Origin of the sequence: Xanthobacter aminoxidans (assembly GCF_023571765.1) — a bacterium.
In the GTDB taxonomy this organism is placed as follows: Bacteria; Pseudomonadota; Alphaproteobacteria; order Rhizobiales; family Xanthobacteraceae; genus Xanthobacter; species Xanthobacter aminoxidans.
The window spans coordinates 1-14,379 of sequence record NZ_JAMJXC010000012.1; the positions used below are offsets into that span (position 1 = coordinate 1).

At 68.3% G+C, this 14,379-nt stretch carries 12 protein-coding genes; 8 read left to right on the forward strand and 4 right to left on the reverse strand.

The window, feature by feature from the left end:
- Positions 1–260 precede the first annotated feature (260 nt).
- Positions 261–809, reverse strand: coding sequence for a MarR family winged helix-turn-helix transcriptional regulator (locus EJ105_RS17510; protein WP_245279280.1), 549 nt, complete (start codon positions 807–809; stop codon positions 261–263).
- Positions 810–998: 189 nt separating this feature from the next.
- Here EJ105_RS17510 and EJ105_RS17515 point away from each other — a divergent pair, with 189 nt between their 5' ends.
- The 5 genes from EJ105_RS17515 (at position 999) to EJ105_RS17535 (ending at position 6,287) form a co-directional block, all read left to right on the forward strand.
- Positions 999–1,529, forward strand: coding sequence for a flavin reductase family protein (locus EJ105_RS17515; protein WP_250167350.1), 531 nt, complete (start codon positions 999–1,001; stop codon positions 1,527–1,529).
- Positions 1,530–1,550: 21 nt separating this feature from the next.
- The gene (locus tag EJ105_RS17520) at positions 1,551–3,038 is read left to right on the forward strand and encodes a 4-hydroxyphenylacetate 3-hydroxylase family protein (RefSeq protein ID WP_250167351.1); all 1,488 of its coding nucleotides are present in this window, start codon (positions 1,551–1,553) and stop codon (positions 3,036–3,038) included.
- A 26-nt stretch (positions 3,039–3,064) separates the two neighbouring features.
- Complete coding sequence (locus EJ105_RS17525; protein WP_250167352.1) at positions 3,065–3,445, forward strand: cupin domain-containing protein; 381 nt, start codon at positions 3,065–3,067, stop codon at positions 3,443–3,445.
- 28 nt (positions 3,446–3,473) lie between these two features.
- A complete protein-coding gene (locus EJ105_RS17530; protein WP_250167353.1) occupies positions 3,474–4,820 on the forward strand; it encodes an amidase in 1,347 nt (448 codons plus the stop codon).
- A 171-nt stretch (positions 4,821–4,991) separates the two neighbouring features.
- Complete coding sequence (locus EJ105_RS17535; protein ID WP_051678838.1) at positions 4,992–6,287, forward strand: PrpF domain-containing protein; 1,296 nt, start codon at positions 4,992–4,994, stop codon at positions 6,285–6,287.
- Positions 6,288–6,314: 27 nt separating this feature from the next.
- Here EJ105_RS17535 and EJ105_RS17540 read toward each other — a convergent pair whose 3' ends face one another.
- Positions 6,315–7,682, reverse strand: a complete 1,368-nt coding sequence (locus EJ105_RS17540) for a sensor histidine kinase (RefSeq protein ID WP_250167354.1) — start codon at positions 7,680–7,682, stop codon at positions 6,315–6,317.
- Between the two features lie 7 nt (positions 7,683–7,689).
- Positions 7,690–8,406 carry a response regulator gene (locus EJ105_RS17545; protein WP_250167355.1) on the reverse strand — a complete coding sequence of 239 codons (717 nt, stop codon included), beginning with the start codon at positions 8,404–8,406 and terminating at the stop codon, positions 7,690–7,692.
- 204 nt (positions 8,407–8,610) lie between these two features.
- Here EJ105_RS17545 and EJ105_RS17550 point away from each other — a divergent pair, with 204 nt between their 5' ends.
- The 3 genes from EJ105_RS17550 (at position 8,611) to EJ105_RS17560 (ending at position 10,433) form a co-directional block, all read left to right on the forward strand.
- Positions 8,611–8,937: a hypothetical protein gene (locus EJ105_RS17550; RefSeq protein ID WP_250167356.1), complete on the forward strand. Its 327-nt coding sequence runs from the start codon at positions 8,611–8,613 to the stop codon at positions 8,935–8,937.
- 128 nt (positions 8,938–9,065) lie between these two features.
- The gene (locus EJ105_RS17555; protein ID WP_250167357.1) at positions 9,066–9,905 is read left to right on the forward strand and encodes a sterol desaturase family protein; all 840 of its coding nucleotides are present in this window, start codon (positions 9,066–9,068) and stop codon (positions 9,903–9,905) included.
- A gap of 153 nt (positions 9,906–10,058) precedes the next feature.
- Positions 10,059–10,433, forward strand: coding sequence for a hypothetical protein (locus EJ105_RS17560; protein ID WP_029555858.1), 375 nt, complete (start codon positions 10,059–10,061; stop codon positions 10,431–10,433).
- Between the two features lie 67 nt (positions 10,434–10,500).
- Here the strand turns inward: EJ105_RS17560 and EJ105_RS17565 are convergent, their stop codons facing one another.
- Entirely contained in the window at positions 10,501–14,217 is a 3,717-nt protein-coding gene (locus EJ105_RS17565; RefSeq protein ID WP_250167358.1) for a hydantoinase B/oxoprolinase family protein, read from the reverse strand.
- Positions 14,218–14,379: the final 162 nt, after the last annotated feature.

Sequence of the window (14,379 nt, forward strand, 5' to 3'; positions counted from 1 at the left end):
CAACTGTTCAGGCTGGGTGTGTTCAAGCGGGCGGGGATCCGTGCCGGCTCACGGTCTTCAAGACCTGGGGCCCAACGATCTCCCGCCCGCTCCCATCCTGACACATCCCCAACACACAGGGGCCCAGGGGAAAAGTCGGCGAAGCCGGCGACACCCCCAACACCCTCGGTTTGAGCCGCCTGCGGCGAACCCTTGCGCTGGGCCCCGGCTCGCATTCCGCTGTCGCTGCATGCGTCCGGGGCGCGAGGGCGGCGCGCTCCTCACACCAGCGGCGAGACCTGCTCGCGCGCCGTCTCGATCTTCCCGTCGGGGGCCAGATAGTCGATCAGCTTCAGGGTGCGTTCGCCGGTGCCGGCGAGTTTGGCGATGATGGAGCGCATGGCGCGGAATTCGCTCCCCGAGAGCGGGCCGAACAGGGTGTCGTTGGCCGGCGCCTGCACCCGTGTCAGCTCGGCGAGGCGCTGCTCGGCCTCGGGCGTGACGGAGAGCAGCACCCGGCGGCGATCGCTGGGATTGACGGCCTTGCTGACGAGGCCCGCGGCAACGAGCTTGTTGATCTCGATGGTGACGAAGGCGCCCGACAGATGCAGGTGCTCGGCGAGGGTGGCGACGCCCAGTTCCGGCACCTTGCCGGTCAGGCGGGCGATGGACATCAGGATCGTGTACTGCGTGCCCGACAGGCCGATGAGGCCACCGAGGCGATTGCGCACCTCCTGGATGGCGGCCGCGAAGGCGAGCATGTCGTGCACCAGCTCACGGAATTCGGTGTCCGAACCATCGATCAGCAAGGCGGCGCGTGACGCTGTCAAAGGCAGCGGCCTCCGGCCCCGCCCGTTCTTCGTCTGAGGCATGAACGCGTGCTCCCGCGCACCGTGGACCCTCCCCCTGCAGAGGGGCGGTACGCCGACATGTTTTTAGCCGGGCAGGGGGCTTGACGTCCATCACCCATTTGATAATAGCTTTATAACAAAGCTATCAAGTGCTGTGGACATTGCCCCATGTCTTCGCCGCCCTCCCTGTCTTCGCCCTGCTCTCCGAGCGTCACCGCCTTCGATCCGCGCGCCTTCCGCCAGACGCTGGGGGCGTTCGCGACCGGCATCGCCGTGGTGGCGGCCGAGGCGGCCGACGGAACGCTCATCGGCATGACCATGAGCTCGTTCAATTCGGTCTCGCTTGACCCGCCGCTGGTGCTGTTTTCCGTTGCCCGCTCGGCGCTTTCGCTGCCGGCTTTGCGCACGGCGGCGGCCTACGGCATCTCCGTCCTCGCCCATGACCAGCAGGACCTGTCCGGCCGCTTCGCCCGTGCCCAGGGCGAGAAGTGGTCCGGCGTGGACCACCTGCGCGGCCATGGTGGCGCCCCGCTCCTTACCGGTGCGGCAGCGCATCTGGAGTGCGTGCCCCACGCCATCCACGACGGCGGCGATCACGAAGTTTTCATCGCCCGCGTCGTCGCCCATCGCTCGGCTGCCGCCGAGCCGCTTATCTTCCATGCCGGACGCTACCGAACGCTCGCGGCCGTCGCCGGCTGAACCGAACTTGAGGACCCTGCCATGATCAAGACCGGTGCCGAGCATATCCAGAGCCTGAAGGACGGCCGCGAGATCTTCATCGACGGCCAAAATCTGTCCGATGCCACCACCCACCACGCCTTCCGCCGGTCCATCGCCTCGGTCGGCAAGATGTTTGACTTCCACAGCGCCCCGGAAAACCGGGAGCTGATGACCTTCGAGACCGACACCGGCACCCGCGCCAACCGCATCTGGCAGCTTCCGACCAGCTATGAGGAGCTGAAGACCCGCCGCCGGGGCCTCGAGGCCTGGACCGAGCTGCATGGCGGCTTCCTCGGCCGCGCGCCGGATCACGTCGCCTCCTGCATCTCCGGCATGTACATGGGCCTCGACCAGTTCGAGCTGTACGACCCGGCCCGCGCCCGCGCGCTGGCGGACTATTACCGCTACGCCCGCGACAACGACCTCTATCTCACCTACGTCATCATCAATCCGCAGGCCGACCGCTCCAAGAATGCGGCCGAGCAGGCCGACCCCTTCCTCTCCGCCGCCGTCGTGGACGAGGACACCTCGGGCATCACCGTGCGCGGCGCCAAGATGCTGGCCACCGGCGGCATCATGGCCAACGAGGTGTTCGTCACCTGCATCCAGCCCCTGCAGAAGGGCGAGGAGCCCTATGCGCTCTCCTTCTGCATCCCGATGAATGCGAAGGGCCTGAAGATCCTCTCCCGTAAGTCCTATGAGGCGGCCTCGCCCAGCGTGTTCGACAACCCGCTGTCGAGCCGCTTCGACGAGAACGACGCGGTGCTCTACTTCGATGACGTGAAGGTGCCGTGGGACCGCATCTTCATCGCCCGCGACATCGCCATGACGAACAAGCAGTTCCATGCGACGCCGGCCCACGTCTACCAGAACTACCAGGCGCAGATCCGCCTCTCGGTGAAGCTGAAGTTCCTGCTTGGCATCGCCCGCCGCATCACCGAGGTGAACGGCACCACCAATTTCCCGCAGGTGCGCGAGACGCTCGGCCAGCTCGCCGCCGAGGCCGCCATGGTGGATGCCTTCGTCGCCGCCATGGAGGCCAAGGGCAGCTATTACGGCCCCTATTTCGTGCCCGACCGGCACACGCTCTATGCCGCGCAGACGCTGGCCCAGCAGCTCTACGGCAAGTTCATCACCACCCTGCGGGAGCTGGCCGGCGGCGGCATGATCATGCTGCCCTCCTCGGTGCACGACTACGAGAATGCCGAGCTGGCCCGCCTCATCGGCAAGACCCAGCAGTCGCCGGCCGCCAGCGCCGAGGAGAAGGTGAAGTTCTACAAGCTCGCCTGGGACGCGGTGGGCTCGGAATTCGCCTCGCGCCATGCGCAGTACGAGATGTTCTATGCCGGCGCCTCCTTCGTGGTGAAGGGCCATTCCTTCCGCACCTATGACTGGGCGGGGGCGGAAAAGCTGCTCGCCGACATGCTCTCCTCCTACGCCCTCTCCGACGAGGTGAAGCCCTTCGCCGCCGCCCGCGCGGCCGAGTGATACTTGGTTCACTGGAAGACACAGCCATGGCGATCAACAAGATCCACGACGAGTTCCATACCCTGGACCTGACCACCGGCTGGGAAGTGCCCCCCGGCTATCCCGCCGGCATCCAGCAGAAGATCCTCGCCGGCGCCCTCGACGAGGAGAACCGCGCCGGCTCGCGCTCGCGCCTCCTGAAGTTCGAGCCCGGCGTGTTCACCACCAAGCCGTTCGTGCACGAATATTGGGAAGAGGTGTTCCTCGTCTCCGGCGACCTCACGGTCGGCAATGACGACAAGGGCGAGGGCGGCGAGAGCTTCGCGCCCTTCACCTATGCGGTGCGTCCCCCGGGCGCCGTGCATGGGCCGTTCAAGTCGGATAAGGGCTGCATCCTGTTCGAAATCCATTATTTCGATCCGGCCTGATTCCTCTCCCATTCTGGACCCGCGCCCCATGCAGCCCACCCTTGCCGCCCTCGCCGATGATCTCGCCTCCGGCCGCACCACGGCGCGGGCGCTGGTGGAGGACTGCATCGCCCGGATCGATGACCCGGACGGGGAGGGCGGGCGCGCCTTCGTGCGGGTGAACCGGGAGGCGGCCCGCGCGGCCGCCGATGCCCAGGACCTGCTGCGCAAGGCGGGGGCCGCGCCCTCGCCCTTCGCCGGCATCCCCATCGGGGTGAAGGACCTGTTCGACGTGGCCGGCGAGGTCACGGCGGCGGGCTCCAAGGTGCTGCGCGATTCTCCCCCGGCGAAGGCGGATGCCCCCGCCGTGGCGCGCCTGCGCCGGGCGGGCTTCGTGCTGGTCGGCCGCAACACCATGACCGAGTTCGCCTATTCCGGCCTCGGCATGAACCCCCATACCGGCAACCCCGCTGCCCCCTTCGAGCGGGCGAGCGCCCCGCGCGTCTCCGGTGGCTCCTCCTCCGGCGGCGCGGTGGCGGTGGCGGATGGCATGGCCCATGCGGCGCTCGGCACCGACACCGGCGGCTCCTGCCGCATCCCGGCGGCCTTCTGCGGCCTCGTCGGCTTCAAGCCCACCGCCCGCCGCGTGCCGCGCGACGGCGCCTTCCCGCTCTCCACCACGCTCGATTCCATCGGTCCCATCGCCCGCTCGGTGGCCTGCTGCGCGGCGCTCGATGCCATCCTCTCGGGCGGTGACGCGCCGCTGCCGGTGCGTCCGGTCGCGGGCCTTCGGCTGCTCGTGCCCACCACGGTGGCTCTCGACGGTCTGGACGCCCCCGTCGCCGCCGCCTTCGAGGCGGCGCTGGAGCGCCTCGCCAAGGCCGGCGCGCACATCGTCTCCGCGCCCTTCCCCGAGTTCGGCGAGATCGCCACCCTCAATGCCAAGGGCGGTTTCGCGGCAGCGGAGAGCTATGCGGTCCACCGCCGCCTGCTGGCCGAGAAGGGCGAGGGCTACGACCCGCGCGTCTCCGTGCGCGTCCGTCGCGGCTCCGAGCAGTCGGCCGCGGATTATGTGGAGCTGGTGGCGGCCCGCGCCGGCCTCGTCGCCCGTGCCGCCGCCCGGCTCGCCGGCTTTGATGCGCTGGCGCTGCCCACCGTCGCCATCGCCCCGCCGCGCATCGCCGACCTTCTGACCGACGACGACGCCTATGGCCGCGCCAATCTCATGGCCCTGCGCAATCCCACCCTCATCAACATGATCGACGGCTGCGCCATCTCCCTCCCCCTCACCGGCGAAGGCGGCCTGCCCGCCGGCCTCATGCTGGCCGGCGCGCCGGGGACGGATGCCGCCCTCTTCGCCGTGGCCGCTGGCGTCGAGGCGGCGCTGAAGGACTGAACGACCGTCCCGCAAGGGGGCGATCGCCTGATCGCGCCCGCTCGTGATGACCTATGTCAACGCAGCCGTCCTGGAGGTGCCGCAAGCTTTGCAGCGGTTCACCGGGTCTCCGTTCGGAGGCCGAGATCAGGGACGCGATCGCCCAATGTGGCGGCGCGGGGGGCGGGCGCCATGGGCTTGTTTCACTTCGATCGCAATCTCGAGCAGACGCTGGCCCCCATCACCCTGATCCGGGGTGGCAGCAGCCGGGGGTTCTATTTCGAAGGGCGCAACGTCCCCCTGCCGGGCCAGGGGCTTGAAGAGTTCCTGCTGGCCGTGCGCGGCTCGCCCGACCCGATGGGCATGGACGGTCTCGGCGGCAACACCATCCTGCAGTCGAAGACCGCCATCGTGCAGCCCTCCACGCGGGAGGGCGCCGATGTGGACTACACCTTCGTGCAGATCTTTCCCGACCAGCCGGCGACCGTCACCTACAAGATGAACTGCGGCAACATCTCGGCAGGGGTGCCGGTGTTCGCCCTGATGAAGAACATGATCCCGGGCGTCCGGGACGGCCGCCTCACCGTGCGCGCCTATTCGACCAACACGCAGAAGATGATGTACATGACCCTCGACGTGGCCAACGGCGAGGCGCTGGTGGATGGCCAGACCGCCATCGGCGGCGTGCCGGGGACGGGCGCGGAAATTCTGGTGGACTTCCGCGATCAGGGCGGCGGTTTCACCGGCCGGACCTTTCCCACCGGCAATCTGGTGGACACCGTCGTGCTGAGCGACGGCAGCAAGATCGATGTCACCATCGTCGACATGGTGAATATCTGCGGCTTCTTCCGGGCCGAGGACTTCGGGCTGGGCTGCACGGGCCTGGAACTCCCCTCGCCCACCGGAGCGGTGCTGACGCCGCCCGGCATGCTCGCCCGCCTCACCGAGCTGCGGCTGAAGATCGCCCAGTTGATCGGCTGGAACCAGTACACGATCGACACCATCGGCAAGGCGACGCTGCCCTTCGCTGTCTCGGTCGCCGCGCCCGCGACCTACACGGACCTCGACGGGCATGAGGTGAAGGCCGAGACGGTGGATGTCGTCGCGCGCTTCTATCTCGAATCGATCATGCATTCGGCAGCGCCGGGGAGCGGGTCCACCTGCCTCGCGGCCGCCGCGGCCATCCCCGGCACCGTGCCCAACCAGGCCCTGCGCGACGGCGCGCTGAAGGCGGGGAAGGGCGGGAGCCTGACGCTTGGCCATCCCAGCGGCACCTTCGCATTGAAGACCAGCCCCATTCTGGGCGCCGACCGGACCGCCGCCACCTTCTCCGAACTGAGCTTTCCGCGCACCGCGCGGATCATCTGTGACGGCACGGTCTACATCAAGGTCAACCGCCCGTCGGAACAGACGGCCTGGACGGTCGCCGACGATCTCGACGCGGCCTCCTACTTCCTGAGGGGCGAGGACATTTCGGTGCAGCGGTGAGCGGGTTCGCCCTGGGCCCGGACCGGTTCAGGGCGTGCCGGCCTGCCCTCCCGGCTTCGGCAGCCGCACGGTGAGGCGGGCGCCGCCGCCGGGGCGGTCGGAGATGGTGACGCGGCCGCCGTGCCCCTCGGCGATCTGCCGCACGATGGTGAGGCCGAGCCCGGCGCCGCCGCTGTCGCGGTTGCGCGAGGGCTCCAGCCGGTAGAAGGGCTCGAACACCGTCTCCCGCTCGCCCTCGGGAATGCCCGGCCCGCGATCCTCCACCACGAGGTCCACCGCGTCGCCGCGATCCTGAAGCGTGATGTCCGCGCACGCGCCGTAGGCGATGGCGTTTCCGACGAGATTGGCGAGCACGCGGGCGAGCGCGCCGCGATTGCCGGCGACCACCCGCTCCGCGTCGGCGCCATGGAGCGTGACGGCCGCGCCCTGCGCCCGGCGCGTCTCGCACTCGGCCCGCGCCAGCGCGGCGAGGTCCACGGTCTCGCCCGAGGCGGGGGCGAAGGAGGCGCGGGCGAAGGCGAGGGCGTCGTCCACCAGCGCCTGCATCCCGTCGAGGTCGGCGCGGGCCTTCTCCACCTGGTCGCCGGGCGGCATCAGCTCCAGCCGCAGCCGCAGGCGCGTGAGATAGGTGCGCAGATCGTGGCTGATGGCCCCCAGCACCAGCGTGCGCATCCGCACCAGTTCCGAGATGCGGGCCTGCATGGCGTTCACCGTGCGGATCACCAGCCGCACGTCCGGCGCGCCGCGTTCCTTCACATGCGAGGGCTGGAGCTGGGCGCCGAACCGCTCCACCGCCGCCGCGAGGTCGGAGAGGGGGCGGGTCTCCCGGCGCACCGCGAGCAGGGCGAGAAGGGCCACGAGGAAGCCGAGGATGCCGCCGATGAGCCCCACCGGCAGGCCAAGGAAGCGCACCGTCACGTCGCCCCCGGCCACGATCTCCAGATAGCCGCCACCGACGAGTGCAAAGGCCACGGTGAGCTTCGCGCCGCGCAGGTCGCGCAGGCGCTCGACGAGGCCGTGGGGGTGATCGTCGCCGGCGAGCGACAGCGCGATGAAGCGGTCCGGCGGCAGTCCCGTGAGCAGCCGGAGACGGCGCTCGGCGAAGCCGAGCAGGCGCGGCGTCTGGATGTTCGGTTTCTCGGACCGGATGGCGACGAGGAAGCCGGGACCTGCGGCCGCGCGCACGGCGAGATCGCGCTCGTCGGGGGGCAGCCGATCCATGAGCTGCGCCAGCGCGGCGATGCGCTGCATCACCATCAGGACGGCGACGGGCGAGGAGGAGCGCTGGCGCTCCAGAACATAGGCGGCGAGCATCAGCACCTGCACCGCCAAAAGGCCGGCGACGACGATCAGCGCCAGCCGCGTGCCGAGCCCGAACCGGCGGTGACGGCGCATCGCCGGATCAGAGCTGGCGGACATCGACGGTGAGCAGATAGCCGCCATTGCGGACGGTCTTGATGAGCAGGGCCGCCTCTTCCGAGACGGCGGAGAGCTTGCGCCTCAGCCGGCTGATCGAGACATCAATGGTGCGGTCGAACGGGTCGGCCGAGCGCCCGCGGGTCCAGTCCAGAAGCTGGTCGCGGGAGAGCACGCGCTTCGGCCGCTCCAGGAAGCAGGCGAGCAGCTCGAACTCCGCCGAGGTGAGGTCGAGGAGGGGGCCGTCGGCCTCGGCGACGCTGCGGGCGTCGAGATCGGCCACGAAGCCGGCGAAGGCGACGCGGCGGTTGCGCGGGGCGGGCTCCGTCAGCGTCCGGTCCGCCCGCCGCAGCACGGCCCGGATGCGGGCGAGCAGCTCGCGCGGGTTGAACGGCTTCGGCAGATAGTCGTCGGCGCCCATCTCCAGCCCGACGATGCGGTCCACATCGTCGCCCTTGGCGGTGAGCATGAGGATGGGCATTCCTCCCCGCGCCCGGAGGCGACGGCAGATGGACAGCCCGTCCTCGCCCGGCAGCATGAGGTCGAGGATGACCATGTCCGGCCGCGCGGTCGACAGGATGCGGTCCATGGCGACGCTATCCTCCGCCGCCAGCACGCCATAGCCCTCGCGGCCGAGGAAGTCCGCGAGCAGGGCGCGGATCTCGCGGTCGTCCTCGACGATGAGCAGTGTGCGCGAGGCCAAAAGCGGGTCTCCAAGGGGTGGGGTCTCGGCTGGGACGGGGCAAGTTTCGCCGGAGGGGCGCCCGCCATCAATGCGCGGCCGCGTCCAGGATACAAAACGTTACAGCACCTCACCGGCAGGCAAACGCGATGCAACGGCCATCCGTGAAGCTCTCCCCATCGCAACCGGCCATGCCCCCCGGGATGGCGCCTGAGTGAGACCGAGATGCCCAGCCTGATCCCCTTCTCCCGTTCCGCCGCCATCCTCACCGTCGCCGGGTTCACGATGCTCTCGGGCATCGGCGAGGCGGCCGCCTGGACGCGCACCGGCAGCACCACCACGCCGCGCGGCACCTACAACAGCTCTGCTGTCGGCGGCTGCGCGGGCGGCACCTGCAGCCGCGCCTCCACCGTCACCGGCCCCGCCGGCGGCACGGCTTCCCATACCGGCAGCGTCACCCGCACCTCCCCCGGCACCTATTCCTACCAGGGCTCCAGCACCGGCCCGGCCGGCAACAGCGTGAGCCATTCCGGCACGGTGAGCCGCTACTGACCGGATCTCCCGCTCCGGGCCGTCAAGGCTCGGAAAGCCGGGTCGCGGCCTCCGCCCCAGGTCGCGGCCCGGCTGACCGTTCGGTGTCGGGACGGCGGGGCTGGGGGGCTCCACACGGGACCATCGTCATGTTCGGCCTTCTCGCCAGCGGCACCGCCGTGCCCCATCCGCTCGCCTTCGCGCTCATCGCGCTTGCACTGATGCTCGTGGAATTCCTGTTTCACAGGCTCAACCATCACGACAGCTACGATCCCAGGGAGACGGCCGCCTCCCTCGCCATCGCCGTCGGCAACAAGGTGATCGCTGCGCTCACCGCCGGGATCGTCGCGGTGCCGGTGTTCTTCGTCTCCGGCCACAGGTTGTTCGACATCCCCATGGGCGGGGCCGTGGCCTGGATCGCGCTCTTCCTCGGGGTGGAGCTGAGCTACTATGTCCACCACTTCGCCATGCACAAGGTGCGCTGGCTGTGGGCGACCCATTCCGTCCATCACTCCGCCACCCGCCTGAACCTCTCGGCGGCGGTTCGCCTCGGCTGGGGCGGGCAACTCACCGGTGGGTTCGTGTTCTACCTGCCGCTGGTGCTGATCGGCTTCCCGCCGCTGGCGGTGTTCGGCATGCTGGGGGCGAGCCTCGTTTACCAGTTCTTCCTCCACCTCGCCGCCCCGCCCCATCTCGGCCCGCTGGAATGGGTGCTGAACACGCCCCGCCATCATCAGGTGCATCACGCCGCGAACCCCGCCGTCCTCGACCGCAATTTCGGCGGCGTACTGATCATCTTCGACCGGATGTTCGGTACCTTCACCGAGGCGCCGAAGGGGGAGCCGCTGGTGTTCGGCGTGGCCGGTGTGGAATCGAGCCTGAACCCCATCCGAATCGTCGCGAATACCTGGGTGGACATGTACCGGCAGTGGGGTGTCAGCCGGGGTGTCAGGGCCCGCCTGCGCGTCCTTTTCGGGCCTCCGGGCTAAAAGGGTACCAAGGTAGGTGGAGATTTGCGTGGAATGCATTTCTGGAATGCGGAAAATACGCGTGCTGCATCGCAACAAGTCCGCTATGGTGCACCACAGCTAAAGCGCACCGAGATCTTGGCCGCGGGCCGCACGGAGCGCAGCGAGGCTGACATGAAGAACATCCTCCTCGCCGGCGTTGCCGGCCTCCTTTCCGCGACCTCTGTGATCGCGGCCGCCCCTGCCTTTGCCGGCGAGACCCTCCCCGCCGAGCGTCAGGCCATCGTGACCAATCTGGGTGGCAAGGCTTCCGCCGTTACCTATTACGTGCGTGCCGCCAAGGGTTATCAAGTGGTTACGACCCTCGATGCCGCTGGCGAGCCCGGTGCCACGCCGGCTGTGGTCCGCGTTTCCACCGTGCTCCAGCAGCCCGGCGACGAGCAGATCGTCTCTCTCCCCGGCCCGGTCGGCCGCGATGGCACCTCGCTGCGCATCGTGCGCGTCGGCGACGCCATCCAGGTGGAAAAGGTCGGCGCGCTCGCCTACTGACACTCTGCCGCACCGCAGCGAAAAGGCGCCCGTCGGGCGCCTTTTTGTTGGTCTAGGGAGGGTCTGATTACCTCTCCCTCAGCTTCGCATCGCCATATCCGCCCCCCGTCGGGGTGACGATGATGACCGCCTCGCCTTCCTCCAGCACCTTCTGGTCGCAGCCTTGAAGGACCTCGGTGGAGCCGTCCAGGCGGCGCACAAACCCTTCTCCCAGCTGGCCTTTTTCCCCTCCGTCGACGCCGAACGGGTGGATGCGGCGATGGGAGGAGAGCAGGGCGCAGTCCATCCTCTCAAGGAAGCGGATGCGCCGGTAAGTCCCTGATCCCGCATGCCAACGCCCCCGCCCGCCGGAGCCGGGGCGGATGTGAAAGTCTTCCAGCAGAACGGGAAAACGCGTCTCCAGCACCTCCGGATCGGTGAGGCGGGAATTGGTCATGTGCACATGCACGCCATCCGTCCCGTCAAAGCCGGGACCGGCGGGGGAGCCGGAGCAGATGGTCTCGTAATACTGATAGACGTCGTTGCCGAAGGTGAGATTGTTCATGGTGCCTTGGGAGGCAGACATGGCCTTCAGTGCGCCGAACAGGCAGTTTGTAACTGCCTGAGACGTCTCGACATTTCCCGCCACCACGGCGGCCGGATAGACCGGCGACAGCATGCAGCCCTCCGGCACCACGATGCGGATGGGCCGCAGGCACCCCGCATTCATCGGGATCTCGTCCTCCACCATGACGCGGAATACATAGAGCACCGCAGCGCGGGTGACGGGGGCAGGGGCGTTGAAATTGGTGGGCTGCTGGGGCGAGGTGCCGGTGAAATCCACCGTCGCTTCGCGCTTCTCCTTGTCCACCGAGATCTTGACCTTGATGACGGTGCCCTGGTCCATCTCGTAATGGAAGGAGCAATCGTCAAGACGATCCAGAACGCGGCGGACGCTTTCAGCCGCATTATCCTGCACGTGCCCCATATAGGCCTGCACGACATCCAGACCGAAGGTGTCGATCATCTTCAGGAGTTCGCGCACGCCCTTCTCGTTGGCGGCGATCTGCGCCTTGAGATCTGCAATATTCTGTACCGGATTGCGGGCCGGATAGCGCGCGGAGGTGAGCAGATGGCGCAGTTCGGCCTCGCGGAAGGTGCCTTCCGCGACCAGCTTGAAGTTGTCGATATAGACGCCTTCCTCCTCGATATGGGTGGCCAGCGGGCTCATGGAGCCGGGGGCGACGCCGCCCACGTCCGCATGGTGTCCGCGGGAGGCGACCCAGAACAGGATGGCCTTTCCGGCGTCGTCGAAAACCGGCGTTACCACTGTAATATCAGGCAGATGCGTCCCGCCATTGTAGGGGGCGTTGAGGGCGAAAACGTCGCCGGGGCGGATGTTTCCGGCGTTCTCGCGGATGACCGTTTCCACCGAGCGGTCCATGGAGCCGAGGTGGACGGGCATGTGCGGGGCGTTGGCGACGAGATCGCCCTCGGCGGAGAAGACGGCGCAGGAAAAGTCCAGTCTTTCCTTGATGTTGACCGAATAGGCGGTGTTCTGGAGGGTCACGCCCATCTGCTCGGCGATGGACATGAAGAGATTGTTGAAGACCTCCAGCATCACCGGGTCGGCATGGGTGCCAACGGCTTCTGAACGCAGGAGTTTTTCCGTCCGGGTGAGGATCAGGTGGTTCTTGGCCGAGACCTCCGCCCGCCAGCCCTTCTCCACCACCACCGTCTGGTTCGGCTCGATGACGATGGCCGGGCCCTCCAAGCCCATGCCGGGCCTGAAGTTTTCCCGCTTCACCACGGGCGCGTCATGCCATGCGCCACGGGCGAAAAAGCGAGTTTGAGAGGTGTCGGAAGGGGTTCCGGCATCCAGTGGAAGGTCCGGCTCGGCGATGCCGGCGCCGCCGCCCGCCGAAATCACCTCAAGGGCCTCCACCACAATGGTTTTTTCCGGAGAGACGAAGCCAAACTGGGCCCGGTGTTTGGTCTCGAACTCGGCGGTCATCGACGCGATGTCGGCGAGCTGAACGGGGAGTGCAGTATCGGTTCCACCATATCTCAGGTGGGCTTTCGCCTCTGTCAGGATCGAGTCAGTCAGGATGCCCTGCGCAGCCAGTTCGGCACGGGTGGCGGCGGCCAGTTCGGCTTTCAGATCAACCAATGCGGGAATGAGGGTTGTGGTCATCTCCTCGCCCACGGCGCGGGTGCGCTGGGCGCGGACGGAGGCGAGGCCCATGCCATAGGCGGAGAGGAGGCCGGAGAAGGGGTGCAGCAGCACCTTGGTCATGCCCAGCGCATCGGCGACGAGGCAAGCGTGCTGGCCGCCGGCGCCGCCGAAGCAGTTCAGGGCGTAGCGGGTCACGTCATAGCCGCGCTCCACCGAGATCTTCTTGATGGCATTGGCCATGTTCTCCACCGCGATGGTGACGAAGCCGTCCGCCACCTCCTCGGGAGTGCGCCCGCCGCCGATCTCCTCGGCAAGATCAGAGAACTTCCGGCGCACCACCTCGGCGTCGAGGGGCTGGTCCTGGGCGGGGCCGAATATCCTGGGGAAGTAGTCCGGGATCAGCTTGCCGAGCATCACGTTGGCGTCGGTGACGGCCAGCGGCCCGCCGCGGCGATAGCAGGCGGGGCCGGGATTGGCGCCGGCCGAATCCGGGCCGACGCGGAAGCGCGCGCCGTCAAAATGCAGGATGGAGCCGCCGCCCGCCGCCACCGTGTGGATGCGCATCATGGGGGCGCGGATGCGTACGCCCGCGACCTCCGTGTCGAAGGCGGTCTCCAGCTCCCCGTCATAATGGCAGACATCGGTGGAGGTGCCGCCCATGTCGAAGCCGATGATGCGGTCGAAGCCCGCGAGCGCCCCGGTCTCCGCCGCGCCCACCACGCCGCCGGCAGGTCCCGATAGCAGGGCGTCCTTGCCCTGGAACAGATCGGCGGCGGTGAGGCCGCCCGAGGACATCATGAACATCAGGCGGATGGCTTCGCCCTCGGCTTCCTTGCCAGCCCCCTCGGCGCCGCCGGACAGCTCCTCCGCCACCTGCCGCACATAGCGGCGCAGGATGGGGGAGAGATAGGCGTCGGCCACCGTGGTGTCGCCGCGCCCCACCAGCTTAATGAGGGGCGAAACCTCGTGGGACACCGACACCTGCGGGAAGCCGATCTCCCGCGCCAGCGCCGCCACCTGCTGCTCGTGCTCGGGGAAGCGGTAGCCGTGCATGAAGACGATGGCGACGGCGGCGATGCCGTCCGCCTTCGCCTGCTCCAGCGCGGCGCGTACGGTGGCAAGGTCGGGGGCGGCCTCCACGGTGCCGTCGGCGCGGACCCGCTCGTCCACCTCCAGCACACGCTCGAACAGCATGTCCGGCAGCACGATCTTCTTGGCGAAGATCTTCGGCCGCGCCTGATAGCCGATCCTCAGCGCATCCCTGAAGCCACGGGTGGTGACGAGCAGGGTGCGGTCGCCCTTGCGCTCCAGAAGAGCATTGGTGGCGACCGTGGTGCCCATCTTCACGGCAGAAACCAGCCCCGGCGGGATCGCCGCGCCGGCAGGGAGGCCGAGCAGTTCGCGGATGCCGTGCACCGCGGCGTCGCGATAGGCCTCGGGATTTTCCGACAGCACCTTGTGGGCGACGAGGCTGCCATCCGGCCGTCGGCCGACGATATCGGTGAAGGTGCCGCCCCGGTCGATCCAGAATTCCCAAGGGGCGGGGCAGGGGGCGGAGGTGGACGGAGAGGGGGACGCCGCAGATTCGGGTTCGGCGGCTGCGCTCGTCTTCACATCGTCGCTCGACATCGGCCCCGTTTCCCGTCTGGATGGTGGCTGGCGGGGTTGGCAGGTTTCCTGCTCCCCTGTTTTGGACGCAGCGAGGGCGCGCCCGCGAGGCACAATGCCCCGCTCACGAATAAGGAAGTCACGAGGGTGATAAAACGTCAACAATTTGTTGACGAAATATCG